The organism is Pseudomonas sp. NPDC088885, from assembly GCF_044750025.1.
Lineage (GTDB): Bacteria > Pseudomonadota > Gammaproteobacteria > Pseudomonadales > Pseudomonadaceae > Aquipseudomonas > Aquipseudomonas rustica.
The window spans coordinates 53012-72691 of sequence record NZ_JBIVJB010000011.1 but is presented as its reverse complement, the minus strand read 5'-3'; the positions used below and the strand labels follow the sequence as shown (position 1 = coordinate 72691).

General features: G+C 61.8%; 1 protein-coding gene. It reads right to left on the bottom strand.

Features of this window, described 5'->3' with window-relative positions; translation table 11 throughout:
- Positions 1–43: 43 nt before the first annotated feature.
- Positions 44–19579: an immunoglobulin-like domain-containing protein gene (locus tag ACIP1X_RS08425; protein ID WP_400751069.1), complete on the bottom strand. Its 19536-nt coding sequence runs from the start codon at positions 19577–19579 to the stop codon at positions 44–46.
- Between the last annotated feature and the right edge of the window lie 101 nt (positions 19580–19680).

The following is a 19680-nucleotide window of genomic DNA, read 5'->3' as shown; positions in this document are numbered from 1 at the left end:
AACGTGACGGCCGCCCCATCAGGGCGGCCGTTTTGTTCATGCATCAGCTGTTGTTGTGGTCGACCTTGATGGTCGGGTCGCTACCAGCAATCAGGTTATGAATGTTGGCACTCGACCAGTTGTTGCCTTCCAGTTTGATCGTCACGTCTGGCGTTGCCGCAGCGGCATCGCCGGAGTTGAACTTGCCTGCCGAGCTGACCTGCAGCGACGACGTGCCATCGACCGTGGTGATCTTCAGGAAGTTGTCGATGGTGCTGCCGGTTTCGCCCTGCAGCAAATCGCGCAGGTCGATGCGGTCACCGTCGGCGGCCTTGAAGTCCTTGATCACGTCGTTGCCGGTGTCGCCCGATTTCCAGACGAAGGTGTCGGCACCCGAACCACCGATAAGGATGTCGTTGCCCGAACCGCCGATCAGCGTGTCGTTGCCAGTACCACCGAGCAGGATGTCGTTGCCTTTGCCGCCGTCGAGCGTGTCGTTACCGCCCGAGCCGAACAGGATGTCATTGCCCGCGCCACCCAACAGCGTGTCGTTGCCGTCATGCGCGCCGGACACATCGAACGCCTGATAGTGCTCGGTGATGTACTGGTGCACGTTGCTGGTGGTGACTTTGCTGACGTCGACCCCGGTTTCCTTGGCCACGAACGCCTGCATCGCCTGATAACCCTCGCCGGCAATGCCGTTGAAGCTCACCAGATCGCCGAACAGGATGTCGTTGCCGTCGCCACCGTTGACCGTGTCGTTGCCCGGCAGGGTCGCTTCGGTGTGGCCGATGATCGAGTTGGCGAGATCCTTCGGATCGATGTTGGTTTGTGGCGTTTTGTCCGAGTCGTAAGGTTTCAGGTCATTAAGGCTGACACCGCTGTTGAGGCCGATGGCTTCAACGCTCGATAGACCGCTGAGCAACGAGAAGCTGCTGGTCGAGTTGCTGGTGGTGTAAGAGTCGGTGCTGTTACCGCTACCGGCCAGCGTCGACAACTCGTAAGTGCCGTCGCCCTGAGCGTGAACGGTGCCCAGGTTTGTAGTGCTCCAGCCGTAGCGGTTGGTGTAAGTCTGCAACTGGGCGAAACCGCTGGCGTTGATGCTCAGGTAATGCGTGTTGTCGATGTAGGTGCTGAAGGTGTCCCCCAGCTTGTAATTGCTGGTCGTCACCACGCTGTCGAACTTCACGCTGTTGTACAGCGTCGGGTTGGTCTGCTCGCCGCTCTGGTAGTAGGTCGGCTGGCCGTCGGTGATGAAGTACGTGAGGTTCTTCGCCCCGGTGTTGGCCACGGCGTCAGCGCTCTGGAACCAGTTGGCCGTGGTTTTGAACACGTCCTCGTAGTTGGTACCGCCGCCGGACGCCATCGAGTCGAGTACGGCTTTGAGCTGCGTCAGCGCGTTCGGGTCGTTGAGGTTCACCGACACCGACTTGTTCACCTGAGTGTCGAAGTCCGCGAGGAAAATGTTCACCGTGCCCGAGTTGTTGCCGCCGAGGCTCTGCTTGAGGGTGTTGAACACCGACGTCAGCGAGTCCTTGGCCGCGCTGATCGACGAAGCGCTCATGCTGCCCGAGCTGTCGACCATGAACGCGATGTTGTAGTTGGTGCCCGGCACCACGGTCAGGCCGCCGATGTCAGCGACCATGATGTCGTTGCCGTCGGTGCCGCTGAAGGTGTCATCGCCCGAAGTGCCGACGATGGCGTTATAGACCGCCGGCACCACGGTGACCGGAATGGTCGCGGTGGTGCTGGCCGAACCGCCCAGCGCTTCGGTCGAGGTCGACGTCACGGTCAGGTTGAACTGGCCGTTGTAGTAGGTCGGCGGGGTCACGGTCAGGGTGCCGAGGCTCCAGCCAGTGACGTTGGCGTCGCCGCTGGTCGCGGTGACGGTGAAGCTGTGGCCCGCGCCGTCGGTGAGTACCGAGCCGACCGGTGCGCCGCTGATCTTCACGCTCAGGGTTTCCGAGCCGTCGGTGTCGGTCAGGCCCGCGGTCACGGCCGACAACTTGACGCTGGTGCCTTCGGCGCCGGTGTTGAGCTTGTAGCCGTCGTAATAGCCTTCGCCGTTGCTGCCATGCAGATCGGAAACGGTCACGCCGGAGTTCACCAGATCCTGCACGCCGGTGTAGATCGGCACGCCAGCGCTGCTCAGGTCGATCGCCGTGCCGCCGTTGACCGACAGGTTGACGTCATAGCTGCCCGGGCCGCTCTGGTTGTGGTGGTAGATGTCCAGGGTGTAATAGCCGCTGGTGGTCGGGGTGAACGAGCCGTTGAGGTTGCCGCCCACGCCCCACGTGGTCGAGGCCACGGTTTTACCGCCAATGGTCACCAACAGGCTGTCATCACCGATACCGGTGAAGGTGTAGCTCTTGCCGGCTTCCAGATAAATCAGGCCCGAGGTTTTCGATGCGGTACCGGCGGTCACGCTGCCGTCGGACTGCACGTTGGTCACGTTGGTGCTGGAGTTCGGTTTGCCGGCGGCGTCGATGACGTTTTTCAACGTCGTCGCATCCGCGCCGTTGCCGTTGGTGCCGAGGCCCGACAGGCCGGTCCAGACTTCCTTGATCAGTCCGGTGGACTTCACGCTGTTGTCGGCCACGCCCAGGGTCGGTGCATCAGCCACTGGCGTGATGTCGATCTTGATCGTGCCGGTGCTGCCCAGCAGTTGGCCGTCGGTTGGCTGGAATTGCAGTTGTGCGTAGTCAGCCTTCTGATCGCCAATGCCCGCAGCATTGCCGTTCGCGCCCGACTCGTTGGTATCCGGCATGAAGCGCAGCTTGCCCGCGTCGATATCGGCCTTGCTGAAGGTCTGGTTGTTGGCGACGTCTTTCCACGTCGAACCGTCCAGATACTGCAGTTTGCCTTCGCCCGGCAGCTGGGTGATTTTCACCCCGAGGCTGCTGGCCGGGCTGTCGACGTCAGTCACACCGAAGGTCGACCAGCCGAGGATCAGCGGCGTGTCTTCCGTGCCGGTGACGTTGCTCGGTGCGGCGATCGGCGCATCGTTGACCGCCACCACGTTGACCGTGGTGGTCGCGGTGTTGGAGTAGTTGCCGCCATCGGTCACGGTGACGGTGATGATGCGCGGCACGGTGCTCGGGTCTTCACTGTTGTTGGTGAAGCTGATGTTCTTGATGGCCTGCATGTAGTCAGCCAGCGTCGCGTTACCCGACAAGGTCAGGGTCACGGTGCCGTTGGTGCTGTTGGCATTGATGGTGATGCCGTTGACGCTGTTGCCCAGGTTCAGCGCATCGCCGTCCTGACGGTTAGTCAGTACCACGGTCGCGCCGGTGAGCATGGTGCTGTCCGGGTCGGTGATCTTGATATCGGTGTCGGCAATCGACACACCCGCGCCCGGGGTGTTTTCGGTGAACGTCACCTTGTAGTCGGCACCGGTGGCGCCGCTGGAGTTGTTGGCGTCCAGGTCGATGACCGGCGGCGCATCGTTGTCGATGATCGAGGTGCTGACGCTGCCGTTGGTGGCGCTGATCGCGAGGTTCTCGAAGTTGCCGCCCGTGGCCGAATCGATCTTGACCACGAAGTTCTCGGTGCCTTCGGTGATCTTGTCATCGATGGTGGCGACGTTGAACTGCGCGCTGCTCGCACCTGCCGGGATCTTCACGGTGTACACACCGGTGAAGTCCGAACCGTCAGCGGCGGTGCCGCTGTAGACGATTTTCAGGGTCACGTCGGTTTGCGCCGGGTGGTTCAGGCTGACGGTGTAGCTGGCGGTCTGGCCTTCGGTTACCGAGTTGCTGCCGGTGATGCTGACAGTAGTGGTGTCGATGGTATCGGTGACGCTGGTCACGGCTGGCGTGTTGCTGGTTACCAGGTTTTCGAAGCTGCCACCGGTGGCGTTGCTGATCGTTGCCTGCACGGTACCGGCGTCTTTGTAGACGTCGTCAGCCGGTGCAGGAACGGTCACGGTGCCGGTGGTTTTGCCGGCTTCGATGGTGATCACCGAGCCGTTGCTCAGGGTTACGGTCACTGGCGAGCCAGCGGCGTTGGTCAGGGTTGCGGTGTAGGTGATCTGGCCACCTTCGGCCACGGTGCCGGTCGCGGACAGCGACAGGTTGGTGGTGTCGATGGTGTCGGTCACTGTGGTGCTGACCGGGGTTTTGTCGGCTACGAGGTTTTCGTAGTTGCCGCCACTGACGTTGGTGATCGAGTTGGTCAGTGCGGTATGGCCAGTCAGCGCATCGTTCGGTGCGGTGGAGGTCACGGTGCCGGTGGTTTTGCCGATGTCGATGGTGATGGTCTGACCGTTGGCCAGGGTCACGGTCACTGGCGAGCCGGTGACTTGCGCGCCGACGGTCGCGGTGTAGGTGACGGTGCCACCTTCAGCGGCGGTGCCGGTTGCGGTTAGCTTCACGGTCGTCGTGTCGATGGTGTCGGTCACGCTGGTCACGGCTGGCGCGGTGCTGGTCACCAGATTTTCGAAACTGCCACCGGTGGCGGTTTTGATGGTTGCCTGCACGTTGCCGGCGTCTTTGTAGACGTCGTCAGTTGGTGCAGCGACGGTGACGGTGCCAGTGGTTTTGCCTGCGTCGACGGTGATCACCGAGCCGTTGCTCAGGGTCACGGTGACTGGCGAGCCAGCGGCGTTGGTCAGAGTAGCGGTGTAGGTGATCTGGCCACCTTCGGCCACGGTGCCGGTCGCGGACAGCGACAGGTTGGTGGTGTCGATGGTGTCGGTCACGGTGGTGCTGACCGGGGTTTTGTCGGCCACGAGGTTTTCGTAGTTACCGCCGCTGACGTTGGTGATCGAGTTGGTCAGCGGCGCGTGGCCAGTCAACGCATCGTTCGGTGCGGTGGAGGTCACGGTGCCGGTGGTTTTGCCGATGTCGATGGTGATGGTCTGACCGTTGGCCAGAGTCACTACAACTGGCGAATTGGTAACCGGAGCACCGACAGTCGCGGTGTAGACGACGTTGCCGCCTTCTGCCGCTGTCGCCGTTGCCGTCAACTTCACAGTGGTGGTGTCGATGGTATCGGTGACGCTGGTCACGGCTGGCGTCGTGCTTGGTACCAGGCTTTCGAAGTTGCCACCGGTGGCAGTGCTGATAGTTGCCTGCACGGTGCCGGCGTCTTTATAGACGTCGTCCGCCGGAGCAGCGACGGTCACGGTGCCGGTGGTTTTACCGGCTTCGATGTTGATCACAGCGCCGTTCGACAAGGTCACCGTCACTGGCGAGCCAGCGGCGTTGGTCAATGTCGCGGTGTAAACGATCGAGCCACCTTCGGCGACCGAGTTGGTAGCGCTTAGTGACAGGTTCGTCGTATCGACAGTGTCGGTCACGGTGGTGCTGACCGGAGTTTTGTCGGCCACGAGGTTTTCGTAGTTGCCGCCGGTTACGTTGGTGATCGAGTTGGTCAGTGGTGCATGGCCGGTCAACACGTCGTTTGGTGCGGTGGTGGTTGCGGTGCCAGTGGTTTGACCCACAGCGATGGTGATCGTCTGACCGTTGGCCAGGGTCACGGTGACTGGCGAATCGGTTACCGGAGCACCGACGGTTGCCGTGTAGACGACGTTGCCACCCTCGGCTGCGGTTGTAGTCGCAGTGAGTTTCACGGTCGTGGTGTCGATGGTATCGGTCACGCTGGTGATCGCTGGAGCAGTGCTTGGTACCAGGTTCTCGAAGCTGCCACCGGTGGCGCTGCTGATGGTTGCTTGCACGGTGCCGGCGTCTTTGTAGACATCATCGGCTGGCGCTGGAACCGTCGTAGTGCCCGTGGTTTTGCCGGCGTCGATGGTGATTACCGCACCGTTCGACAGCGTCACGGTGACAGGCGAGCCAGCGGCGTTAGTCAGGGTTGCGGTGTAAACGATCGAACCACCTTCAGCGACCGAGTTGGTGGCGCTCAGCGTCAGGTTTGTCGTGTCTACGGTGTCGGTCACGGTGGTGCTGACTGGCGTCTTGTCGGCGACGAGGTTCTCGAAGTTGCCGCCGCTGACGTTGGTGATCGAGTTGGTCAGTGGTGCATGGCCGGTCAACACGTCGTTTGGCGCAGTGGTGGTTGCGGTGCCAGTGGTTTGACCCACGCCGATGGTGATGGTCTGACCGTTGGCCAGCGTTACGACCACAGGCGAATTGGTTACCGGAGCACCAACAGTGGCGGTGTAGACGACGTTGCCACCTTCGGCCGCTGTCGCGGTGGCCGTCAGTTTCACGGTCGTGGTGTCGATGGTGTCGGTGACGCTGGTCACGGCTGGCGCGGTGCTGGTTACCAGGTTTTCGAAATTGCCACCGGTGGCGGTTTTGATGGTGGCCTGGACGTTGCCGGCGTCTTTGTAAACGTCGTCAGCTGGAGCCGCGACGGTGACGGTGCCGGTGGTTTTACCCGCTTCGATGTTGATGACTGCGCCGTTCGACAGGGTCACGGTCACTGGCGAGCCAGCGGCGTTGGTCAATGTCGCGGTGTAAACAATCGAGCCACCCTCGGCGACAGAGCCGGTCGCCGACAGCGACAAATTGGTGGTGTCGACAGTGTCAGTCACATTGGTCGAAACCGGAGTTTTGTCGGCCACGAGATTTTCGTAGTTGCCGCCGGTTACGCCAGTGATCGCGTTGGTCAGCGGAGCATGGCCAGTCAGCGCATCGTTCGGTGCGGTGAAGGTCACAGTGCCGGTGGTTTTGCCGACTTCGATGGTGATGCTCTGGCCGTTGGACAGGTTTACGGTGACCGGCGAACCAGTAACCGGTGCGCCGACGGTCGCGGTGTAGGTGACGTTGCCGCCTTCAGCGACCGAAGTATCGGCCGTCAGTTTGACGGTCGAAGTGTCGATGGTGTCGGTGACGCTGGTCACGGCTGGCGCGGTGCTGGTTACCAGGTTTTCGAAACTGCCACCGGTGGCGGTTTTGATGGTGGCCTGGACGTTGCCGGCGTCTTTGTAAACGTCGTCAGCAGGAGCCGCGACGGTGACGTTGCCCGAAGTTTTGCCGGCTTCGATGGTAATCACAGCGCCGTTCGACAGAGTCACGGTGACTGGCGAGCCAGCAGCGTTAGTCAGGGTCGCGGTGTAAACGATCGAGCCACCTTCAGCCACGGAACCGGTCGCGGACAGCGACAGATTGGTGGTGTCGACGGTGTCGGTAACGTTGGTCGAAACCGGAGTTTTGTCGGCTACGAGGTTTTCGTAGTTGCCGCCAGTCACACCGGTAATTGCGTTGGTGATTGGAGCATGACCAGTCAGCGCATCATTCGGCGCAGTGAAGGTCACGGTGCCAGTGGTTTTACCCACTTCAATCGTGATGTTCTGACCATTGGCCAAGGTCACCACAACCGGCGAGCCAGTCACAGGCGCGCCAACAGTGGCGGTGTAAACAACCGCACCACCTTCAGCAGCGGTCTCGGTCGCCGTCAATTTCACGGTCGAGGTGTCGATCGTGTCAGTCACTTCGGTAACAGCTGGAACAGTGCTCGGTACCAGTTTTTCGAAGTCGCCACCGGTTGCGGCAGAAATGGTCGCTTCGACTTTTCCTGCGTCTTTGTAGACGTCATCGGCAGGTGCAGCGACGGTCACGTTGCCCGAAGTTTTGCCCGCTTCGATGGTGATCACGGCACCGTTCGACAGGGTCACGGTGACTGGCGAGCCAGCAGCGTTAGTCAGGGTCGCGGTGTAAACGATCGAGCCACCTTCAGCCACGGAACCGGTCGCGGACAGCGACAGATTGGTGGTGTCGACGGTGTCGGTAACGTTGGTCGAAACCGGAGTTTTGTCGGCTACGAGGTTTTCGTAGTTGCCGCCAGTCACACCGGTAATTGCGTTGGTGATTGGAGCATGACCAGTCAGCGCATCATTCGGCGCAGTGAAGGTCACGGTGCCAGTGGTTTTACCCACTTCAATCGTGATGTTCTGACCATTGGCCAAGGTCACCACAACCGGCGAGCCAGTCACAGGCGCGCCAACAGTGGCGGTGTAAACAACCGCACCACCTTCAGCAGCGGTCTCGGTCGCCGTCAATTTCACGGTCGAGGTGTCGATCGTGTCAGTCACTTCGGTAACAGCTGGAACAGTGCTCGGTACCAGTTTTTCGAAGTCGCCACCGGTTGCGGCAGAAATGGTCGCTTCGACTTTTCCTGCGTCTTTGTAGACGTCATCGGCAGGTGCAGCGACGGTCACGTTGCCCGAAGTTTTGCCTGCCTCGATAGTGATTACGGCGCCATTCGACAGAGTCACGGTCACTGGCGAGCCAGCAGCGTTGGTCAGGGTTGCGGTGTAAACAATCGAGCCACCTTCAGCCACGGAACCGGTCGCGGACAGCGACAGATTGGTGGTGTCGACGGTATCGGTGACGTTGGTCGAAACCGGCGTCTTATCAGCCACCAGGTTCTCGTAGTTAACGCCAGTCACGCCGGTAATCGAGTTGGTGATCGGCGCATGACCGGTCAGCGCGTCGTTCGGTGCGGTGAAGGTCACGGTGCCAGTGGTTTTACCCACTTCAATCGTGATGTTCTGACCGTTGGCCAGTGTGACGACGACAGGCGAGCCGGTCACTGGCGCACCAACGGTCGCGGTGTAGGTGACGGTGCCACCCTCGGCCGCTGTTTCGGAAGCGCTGAGTTTGACGGTCGAGGTATCGATCGTGTCGGTTACTTCGGTAATGGCTGGAACAGTGCTCGGTACCAGTTTTTCGAAGTCACCACCGGTTGCGGCAGAAATGGTTGCTTCAACTTTGCCGGCGTCCTTGTAGACGTCATCGGCTGGCGCTGGAACAGACACGGTGCCGGAAGTTTTGCCCGCTTCGATGGTGATCACAGCACCGTTCGACAGGGTCACGGTGACTGGCGAGCCAGCAGCGTTGGTCAATGTCGCGGTGTAGATGATCGAACCACCTTCAGCCACGGAGCCAGTCGCGGACAGCGACAGGTTAGTAGTGTCGACGGTGTCGGTAACGTTGGTCGAAACCGGAGTTTTATCAGCAACGAGATTTTCGTAGTTGCCGCCAGTCACGTCAGTGATTGCGTTGGTGATCGGCGCATGACCGGTCAACGCATCGTTCGGCGCAGTGAAGGTCACGGTGCCAGTGGTTTTACCCACTTCAATCGTAATGTTCTGGCCGTTGGCCAGAGTCACGACAACCGGCGAACCAGTCACTGGTGCGCCCACGGTAGCGGTGTAGGTGACGGTGCCACCCTCGGCCGCTGTTTCGGAAGCGCTGAGTTTGACAGTCGAGGTGTCGATGGTGTCGGTCACTTCGGTAACAGCTGGAACAGTGCTCGGTACCAGTTTTTCGAAGTCACCACCGGTTGCGGCAGAAATGGTTGCTTCGACTTTGCCGGCGTCTTTGTAAACGTCATCGACAGGTGCAGCGACGGTCACATTGCCCGAAGTTTTGCCCGCTTCAATGGTGATCACGGCGCCGTTCGACAGAGTCACGGTGACTGGCGAGCCAGCGGCGTTGGTCAGAGTTGCGGTGTAAACGATCGAACCACCTTCAGCCACGGAACCGGTCGCGGACAGCGACAGATTGGTGGTGTCGACGGTGTCGGTAACGTTGGTCGAAACCGGAGTCTTATCAGCAACGAGATTTTCGTAGTTGCCGCCAGTGACACCAGTGATCGCGTTAGTAATTGGCGCGTGGCCGGTCAGCGCGTCGTTTGGCGCGGTGAACGTTACGGTGCCAGTGGTTTTACCTACTTCAATCGTGATGTTCTGGCCGTTGGCCAAGTTCACCACAACCGGCGAGCCGGTCACTGGCGCACCAACAGTCGCGGTGTAGGTGACGGTGCCACCCTCGGCCGCTGTTTCGGAGGCGCTGAGTTTCACGGTCGAAGTGTCGATGGTGTCAGTCACTTCGGTAACGGCTGGAACAGTGCTCGGCACCAGATTCTCGAAGTTGCCGCCAGTGGCGCTCGAAATGGTTGCTTCGACTTTGCCGGCATCTTTATAGACGTCATCGGCAGGTGCAGCGACGGTGACGTTACCGCTGGTTTTGCCAGCTTCGATAGTGATCACGGCGCCGTTCGACAAGGTCACGGTCACTGGCGAGCCAGCAGCGTTAGTCAGTGTCGCGGTGTAAACAATCGAGCCACCTTCAGCCACGGAACCGGTCGCGCTCAGCGACAGATTGGTGGTGTCGACAGTGTCAGTCACATTGGTCGAAACCGGCGTCTTATCGGCCACCAGATTTTCGTAGTTGCCGCCAGAAACGTCGGTAATCGCATTGGTCAGCGCAGCATGGCCAGTCAGTGCGTCATTCGGCGCAGTGGTGGTCACGGTGCCTGTGGTTTTACCCACTTCAATCGTGATGTTCTGGCCGTTGGCCAGAGTGACGACGACAGGCGAACCGGTCACTGGCGCGCCGACGGTCGCGGTGTAAGTGACGGTGCCACCCTCAGCCGCCGACTCGGTCGCGGTCAGTTTGACGGTGGTGGTGTCGATGGTGTCGGTGACGTTGGTGACGGCCGGAACGGTGCTCGGCACCAGGTTCTCGAAGTTGCCGCCAGTCGCCGTCGAAATGGTTGCTTCGACTTTGCCAGCGTCCTTGTAAACGTCATCCGCCGGAGCCGCAACGATCACGGTGCCGCTGGTTTTGCCTGCTTCGATGGTGATCACTGCGCCGTTCGACAGGGTCACGGTCACCGGAGTACCGGCGGCGTTGGTCAGGGTCGCGGTGTAAACGATCGAACCACCTTCAGCCACCGAGTCGGTCGCGGTCAGGTTGAGGTTGGTGGTGTCGTTGGTGTCCGAAACCGCGGTGTCGGCGGACTTGCCGTCGACCGCGAGTTTTTCGTAGTTGCCGCCAGTGGCGCCATCGATGGTCACGCTCAGCGAGCTGCCGCCGGCCAATGGGCTGTTCGGCGCAACGTAGTTCACCGTGCCGGTGGTTTCACCGACGGCGATGGTGATGGTCTGGCCGTTGGACAGGTTGACGACAACCGGCGAGCCAGTGACTGGCGCGGTCACGGTCGCGGTGTAGACCACGGTTTCGCCTTCGGCGACGTTGGCGGTGGCGGACAGCGACACGGTGGAGGTGTCGATGGTGTCATTGACGGTGGTGACGGCCGGGGCGGTGTTGGTGACGAGGCTTTCGAAATCGCCACCGGTTGCGCCTTTAATGGTCGCTTCAACGGTGCCGGCGTCTTTGTAGACGTCATCTTTCGGCGCGTCGACGGTCACGGTGCCCGTGGTTTTGCCTGCGTCGATGGTGATGACCGAGCCGTTGCTCAGGGTCACGGTTACCGGGCTGCCAGCAGCGTTGGTCAGGGTTGCGGTGTAGGTGATCTGGCCGCCTTCATCCACAGAACCGGTGGCGCTGAGCGACAGGTTGGTGGTGTCGGTGGTGTCGGTCACGGTGGTGCTGACCGGGGTTTTGTCGGCAACGAGATTTTCGTAGTTGCCGCCGGACACGTTGGTGATCGAGTTGGTCAGCGGAGCATGACCGGTCAACGCATCGTTCGGCGCGGTAGTGCTCACGGTGCCGGTGGTTTTACCCACTTCGATGGTGATGTTCTGACCATTGGCCAGGGTGACTACAACCGGCGAACCGGTGACTGGCGCGCCGACGGTCGCGGTGTAGGTGACGGTGCCACCTTCAGCAGCGGTCTCGGTGGCGGTCAGTTTGACCGTCGAGGTGTCGATTGTGTCGGTGACTTCGGTCACCGCTGGCGTGGTGCTCGGAACGAGGTTCTCGAAGTTGCCGCCGGTGGCGTCCTTGATGGTCACTTCGACTTTGCCGGCGTCTTTGTAGACGTCATCGGTTGGCGCTGCAACGGTCACGGTGCCCGTGGTTTTGCCCGCTTCGATGATGATGGTCGAACCGTTCGACAGGGTCACGGTCACCGGCGTGCCGGCCGGGTTGGTCAGGGTCGCGGTGTAAACAATCGAACCGCCCTCGGCGACGGTGCCGGTCGCGCTCAGCGTCAGATCGGTGGTGTCGACGGTGTCGGTGACGGTGGTCGAAACCGGGGTTTTGTCGGCGACCAGATTTTCGTAGTTACCGCCACTCACGTCGGTGATCGCGTTGGTCAGCGGCGTGTGGCCGTTCAGCGCGTCGTTCGGTGCGGTGGTGGTGACGGTGCCGGTGGTTTTGCCGATTTCGATGGTGATGTTCTGACCGTTGGCCAGGGTCACGACAACCGGCGAGCCGGTGACTGGTGCGCCGACGGTCGCGGTGTAGGTGACGGTGCCACCTTCAGCAGCAGACTCGGTGGCGGTCAGTTTGACGGTCGAGGTGTCGATGGTGTCGGTGACGTCAGTCACGGCTGGCGTGGTGCTCGGAACGAGGTTCTCGAAGTTACCGCCCGTGGCGTCCTTGATGGTCACTTCGACTTTGCCGGCGTCTTTGTAGACGTCATCGGCTGGCGCTGCAACGGTCACGGTGCCGGTGGTTTTACCGGCCTCGATGGTGATCACCGAGCCGTTCGACAGGGTCACGGTGACTGGCGAGCCTGCAGCGTTGGTCAGGGTCGCGGTGTAGATGATCGAACCACCCTCGGCCACGGAACCGGTGGCGCTGAGCGACAGGTTGGTGGTGTCGGTGGTGTCGGTCACGGTGGTGGTGATCGGGGTTTTGTCGGCGACCAGATTTTCGTAGTTGCCGCCGGTCACGCCGGTGATCGAATTGGTCAGCGGAGCCTGACCGGTCAGCGCATCGTTCGGTGCGGTGAAGGTCACGGTGCCGGTGGTTTTGCCGACTTCGATGGTGATGCTTTGGCCGTTGGCCAGGTTCACCACGACGGGCGAACCGGTAACCGGCGCGCCGACAGTGGCGGTGTAAGTGACGGTGCCGCCTTCAGCCACGGTGGTGTCGGCCGTCAGTTTTACGGTCGAGGTGTCGATGGTGTCAGTGACGTCGGTCACGGCTGGCGTGGTGCTCGGCACCAGGTTTTCAAAGTTGCCGCCGGTGGCGTCCTTGATAGTCACTTCGACTTTGCCGGCGTCTTTGTAGACGTCATCGGCAGGCGCGGCAACGGTCACGGAACCGGTGGTTTTGCCCGCTTCGATGGTGATGGTCGAACCGTTCGACAAGTTCACGGTGACTGGCGTGCCAGCCGGATTGGTCAGGGTTGCGGTGTAGACGATCGAACCGCCCTCAGCCACGGTGCCGGTCGCGCTCAGCGACAGGTTGGTGGTGTCGACGGTGTCGGTCACCGACGTTACGGCCGGGGTTTTGTCTGCGACGAGATTTTCGTAGTTGCCGCCGCTGGTGCCGTCGATTTTCACGCTCAGCGTGTTGCCGCCAGCCAGTGCATCGTTCGGTGCGGTGAAGTTGACGCTGCCGCTGCTGGCGCCGACCGGAATGGTGATGGTCTGGCCGTTGGACAGGGTCACGACAACCGGCGCGCCGGTGACCGGAGCGGTCACGGAAGCGGTGTAAACCACCACGCCGCCTTCAACGGTGGCGGCGGTGGCGGTCAGCGAAACGGTGCTGTTGTCGATGGTGTCGGTGACGTCGGTGACGGCCGGAGTCTTGTCGACTACCAGGTTCTCGAAGTTGCCGCCGGTGGTCTTGGTAATGCTCGCGTCGACTTTGCCGGCGTCCTTGTAGACGTCATCGCCCGGTGCGGCGACGGTGGCAGTGCCCGACGTCGCGCCTTTGGCGATGTTGATCACCGCGCCGTTGCTCAGGGTCACGGTCATCGCCGTGCCGGCCGCGTTGGTCAGGCTTGCGGTATAGACGATCGAGCCGCCCTCGGCGACCGAACCGGTGGCGCTCAGGCTGATATTGGTGGTGTCGGTGGTGTCGGTGACGGTGGTGACCACCGCCGAACGGTTGGCATCAACCTGCTCGAAGTTGCCGCCGCTGTGGCTGGCAATCGCGGTCTGTACTTTGCCGCCGTCGATGTACGGGGTGTTGGCAGGCGCGGCGAAATTCACCGAACCGCTGGTCGCACCGGCAGCAATGTTGATCACTGCGCCGTTGGCCAGGGTCACGGTCATGGCGGTGCCGGCCGGATTGCTCAGGGTCGCGGTGTAGGTGATCTGGCCACCTTCGCTGACGGTGTCGTTGGCGCTGAGGGTCAGCGTGGTTTTGTCGACGGTGTCATTGACGGTGGTGCTGACCGGGGTCTTGCTGACGTCGAGTTTTTCGAAGTTACCGCCGGTGGCATCGGTCATGGTCACGGTGAGCTTGCTGACGTCTTTGTAAACGTCATCGCTCGGCGCCGCGATAGTCACCGAACCGCTGGTTTTGCCAGCCTCGATGGTGATGGTCTGGCCGTTGCTCAGGTTGACGGTCACCGGCGTTTGCGCGGCGTTGGTCAGGGTCGCGGTGTAGGTGATCGAGGTGCCTTCGAGCACATAGCTTTCAGCGCTGAGGGTCAGGTGCGTGGTGTTGATGGTGTCGGCGACGTTGGTCACCGCTGGCGTCGGATTGGCCACCAGGCTTTCGAAATTGCCGCCCGTGGTTTCCTTGATGGTCACTTCGACTTTGCCGGCGTCTTTGTAGGCGTCATCGGCAGGCGCAGGAACGGTCACGGTGCCGGTGGTCTTGCCGGCGTCGATGGTGATGGTCGAACCGTTGCTCAGGGTCACGGTCACCGGGGTGCCGGCCGGATTGGTCAGGGTCGCGGTGTAGACGATCTGCCCGCCTTCATTGACGTTGCCGGTGGCGGTCAGCGAAACGGTGGTGGTGTCGACGGTGTCGGTCACGGCGGTGCTGACCGGGGTTTTGTCGGCGACCAGATTTTCGTAGTTGCCGCCGCTGACGTTGGTGATCGAGTTGGTCAGCGGTGCGTGGCCGGCCAGCACGTCGTTCGGTGCGGTGGTCGACACGGTGCCGGTGGTTTGGCCGACAGCGATAGTGATGCTCTGACCGTTGGCCAGGGTCACGACGACAGGCGAGCCGGTCACTGGCGCACCAACAGTCGCGGTGTAAGTGACGGTGCCGCCTTCAGCAGCGGTTTCGGTGGCGGTCAGTTTCACCGTCGAGGTGTCGATGGTGTCAGTGACGTCGGTCACGGCTGCAACGGTGCTTGGCACCAGGTTCTCGAAGTCGCCGCCAGTAGCTTCCTTGATGGTCACTTCGACTTTGCCGGCGTCTTTATAGACGTCATCGGCAGGCGCAGCGACGGTTACGGTGCCGGTGGTTTTGCCAGCTTCGATGGTGATTACCGAGCCGTTGCTCAGGGTCACGGTAACGGGCGAGCCGGCAGCGTTGGTCAGGGTCGCGGTGTAAACGATCGAACCGCCTTCAGCCACGGTACCGGTGGCGCTGAGCGTCAGGTTGGTGGTGTCAGTGGTGTCGGTCACGGTGGTGCTGACCGGAGTTTTGTCAGCCACCAGATTTTCGTAGTTGCCGCCGCTCACCTCGGTGATCGAGTTGGTCAGCGGTGCATGACCGGTCAACGCATCGTTCGGTGCGGTGGCGGTCGCGGTGCCGGTGGTCTGGCCGACGGCGATGGTGATGGTCTGACCGTTGGCCAGGGTCACGATGACCGGCGAACCGGTGACTGGCGCGCCGACGGTCGCGGTGTAAGTGACGGTGCCGCCTTCAGCAGCGGTCTCGGTCGCGGTCAGTTTCACGGTCGAGGTGTCGATGGTGTCGGTCACGTCGGTGACGGCTGGCGTGGTGCTCGGAACGAGGTTCTCGAAGTCGCCGCCGGTGGCGTCCTTGATGCTCACTTCGACTTTGCCGGCGTCTTTGTAGACGTCATCGGCAGGGGCCGCAACGGTCACGGTGCCGGTGGTTTTACCGGCCTCGATGGTGATCACGGCGCCGTTCGACAAGGTTACGGTAACGGGCGAGCCGGCAGCGTTGGTCAGGGTCGCGGTGTAAACGATCGAACCGCCTTCAGCCACAGTGCCGGTGGCGCTGAGGGACAGATTGGTGGTGTCGGTGGTGTCGGTGACGGTGGTGCTGACCGGAGTTTTGTCAGCCACCAGATTTTCGTAGTTACCGCCGGAAACCTCAGTGATCGAAGTGGTCAGCGGCGCATGGCCGGTCAACGCATCGTTCGGTGCAGTGGCGGTTACGGTGCCGGTGGTCTGGCCGACCGCGATGGCGATGGTTTGGCCATTGGCCAAGGTCACGACGACAGGCGAACCGGTGACCGGCGCGCCAACGGTTGCGGTGTAAGTGACGGTGCCGCCCTCAGCCACGGTGGTGTCAGCGGTCAGTTTGACGGTCGACGTGTCGAGGGTGTCGGTCACTTCGGTGACAGCCGGAACGGTGCTTGGCACCAGATTCTCGAAGTTGCCGCCAGTGGCGTTGTCGATGCTGACTTCGACTTTGCCGGCGTCTTTATAGACGTCATCGGCAGGCGCAGCGACGGTCACGGTGCCGGTGGTTTTGCCCGCTTCGATGGTGATCACCGAGCCGTTCGACAGGGTCACGGTCACCGGTGTGCCGGCCGGGTTGGTCAGGGTTGCGGTGTAAACGATCGAACCGCCTTCAGCCACAGTACCGGTAGCGCTGAGCGACAGGTTGGTGGTGTCGGCAACATCGGTGACGTTAGTGGAGACCGGAGTTTTGTCGGCGACCAGATTTTCGTAATTGCCACCGCTGACATTGGTGATCGAGTTGCTCAGCGGCGCGTTGCCGGCCAGCGCGTCGTTCGGCGCGGTGGTGGTCACGGTGCCGGTGGTTTGGCCGACCGCGATGGTGATGTTCTGGCCGTTGGCCAAGGTCACGACAACCGGCGAGCCGGTGACTGGCGCGCCAACGGTTGCGGTGTAAGTGACGGTGCCGCCTTCAGCCACCGAGGTGTCAGCCGTCAATTTCACGGTCGAGGTGTCGACGGTGTCGGTCACTTCGGTGACGGCCGGAACGGTGCTCGGCACCAGGTTCTCGAAATTGCCGCCAGTGACGTTATTGATGCTGACTTCGACTTGGCCGGCGTCTTTATAAACGTCATCCGCCGGTGCCGCGACGGTCACGGTGCCGGTGGTCTTGCCGGCGTCGATGGTGATCACCGAGCCGTTGCTCAGGGTCACGGTGACTGGCGTGCCGGCCGGATTGGTCAGGGTTGCGGTGTAAACGATCGAACCGCCTTCAGCAACGGTGCCGGTCGCGGACAGCGACAGATTGGTGGTGTCGATCGAATCGGTAATCGTGGTGGTCGCTGGCGTGGTGTTCGGCACCAGATTTTCGAAGTTGCCACCGGTAGCGCCGGTAATCGTGGTGCTGACCGTGCTGCCATTGTTGTAGACGTCATTGGCCGCTGTTGGCACGTTAACGCTGCCGGTGGTTTTGCCGGCTTCAATGGTGATGGTCGAACCGTTCGACAGGGTGATCGTCACCGGGGTTTGCGCGGCGTTGGTCAGGGTCGCGGTGTAGGTGATCTGGCCACCTTCGACGACGGTGCCGGTGGCGGTGAGGCTGACGTTGGTGGTGTCGACCGAATCAGTGATGGTGGTTACTGCTGGCGTCGGGTTCGGCACCAGATTTTCGAAGTTGCCGCCGGTTGCACCAGTAATCGTGGTGCTGACAGTGCTGCCATTGTTGTAGACGTCATTGGCCGCTGTCGGCACGTTGACGACGCCCGTGGTCTGGCCGGCTTCGATGGTGATCGTCGAGCCGTTCGACAGAGTGACGGTGACCGGGGTTTGCGCCGGGTTGGTCAGGGTCGCGGTGTAGGTGATCTGACCGCCTTCGGTGACGGTCGAGCCAGCGGTCAGGGTGACCGTGGTGGTGTCGATCGAATCGGTGATGGTGGTTACTGCTGGCGTCGGATTCGGCACCAGATTTTCGAAGTTGCCACCGGTGGCACCAGTGATTGTGGTGGTGACGGTGCTGCCGTTGTTGTAGACGTCATTGGCCGCTGTCGGCACGTTGACGACGCCAGTGGTCTGGCCGGCTTCGATGGTGATCGTCGAGCCGTTCGACAGAGTGACGGTCACCGGCGTCTGCGCCGGGTTGGTCAGGGTCGCGGTGTAAGTGATCTGACCGCCTTCGGTGACGGTCGAGCCAGCGGTCAGGGTGACCGTGGTGGTGTCGATCGAATCGGTAATCGTGGTGGTCGCAGGCGTGGTGTTCGGCACCAGGTTTTCGAAGTTGCCACCGGTAGCGCCGGTAATCGTGGTGCTGACCGTGCTGCCATTGTTGTAGACGTCGTTGGCCGGGGTCGGCACGTTGACGACGCCCGTGGTCTGGCCGGCTTCGATGGTGATGGTCGAGCCGTTCGACAGGGTGACGGTCACCGGGGTTTGCGCCGGGTTGGTCAGTGTCGCGGTGTAAGTGATCTGACCGCCTTCGGTGACATTAGTCCCCGCCGTCAGAGTGACGGTGGTGTTGTCGACCGAATCAGTGATGGTGGTCACTGCCGGCGTCGGGTTCGGCACCAGATTTTCGAAGTTGCCACCGGTGGTGCCGGTAATCGTGGTGCTGACAGTGCTGCCATTGTTGTAGACGTCATTGGCCGGGGTCGGCACGTTGACGACGCCAGTGGTCTGGCCAGCTTCGATGGTAATGGTCGAGCCGTTCGACAGGGTGACGGTCACCGGCGTCTGCGCCGGGTTGGTCAGGGTCGCGGTGTAAGTGATCTGACCGCCTTCAGTGACGGTCGAACCAGCGGTCAGGGTGACCGTGGTGGTGTCGACCGAATCGGTAATGGTGGTCACTGCTGGCGTCGGGTTCGGCACCAGGTTTTCGAAGTTGCCACCGGTGGCACCAGTGATGGTGGTGGTGACGGTGCTGCCGTTGTTATAGACGTCGTTCGGCGGCGTTGGCACGTTGACGGTGCCGGTGGTCTGGCCCGCGCCAATGGTGATGGTCGAGCCGTTCGACAGGGTGACGGTCACCGGGGTTTGCGCCGGGTTGGTCAGGGTCGCGGTGTAGGTGATCTGGCCGCCTTCGGTGACATTCGTGCCCGCCGTCAAAGTGACGGTGGTGGTGTCGATGGTGTCGGTGACCTGGGTCGTGGCCGGGACGGTTGGCGTGGTTACGGTGATGCCGTTGCCGCCGGTGGTGCCAGTGACGGTCACGTCGATCTGGGTCGAGTCGTTATAAACAGTGTCGTTCGGCGCCAGCGGCACGTTGACGGTGCCAGTGGTGGAACCGGCCGGAACCACAATCACCGCGCCGTTGGACAGGGTGATGGTCAGGTCGGTCAGCGGCGCCTGAGTCAGGGTCGCGGTGTACACCAGCACGCCACCGGCTTCGGTGATGGTCGGTGTGGCGCTGACGCTCAGGGTCGAATCGCGCAGGGCATTCGTGGTGGTGTCGGTGGTCTGCCCGCCGGTGATGTCTTGCGTGGTCTGACCGGCAGCGTTGATGCCTGCGGTCGGGAAGCCAATCGTCGGGTCTACGCGGCCAGCGGTGGCGTCGAGCATCACGAAACTGTGGCCACCACCGGCGGCACCGCCAGTGCCTGCGGCGCTTGGGCCGGCAGCGGTGGCGTCGAGGGCGGTCGTCGGGTCGACACCGGCGGCGATGGCTTGCTGCAATTCTTCTACCGACGGCGCTGCCTGCGCGGTGGCTTCGGCCAGGTCAGTGCTGGAGTCGGGCGCGTTGGCGCTCCACTGGGTTTCGCGACCGAGGTCGAGGGTGCGGCCATCTGCCAATTCAAGCGACACGGCGCCGGAGAGGCCAGTGTCGATCTGGTCGCCGACAAACAGGCGATCGCCTTCAACGAGTACGCGACGCACGCCCTCTGGTGACACCACGAATACCTGACCAACAATGCTTTTGACGATGGCAACAACACTGCTCATTGAAGACTCTCCGGGTGTCACGTTCAGTTGACTTCCATGGACCTGATGGCATGGGCGCCGATTCAGTCTGGACGTACTTTTAAATTTTGCGTAGCAAGTTT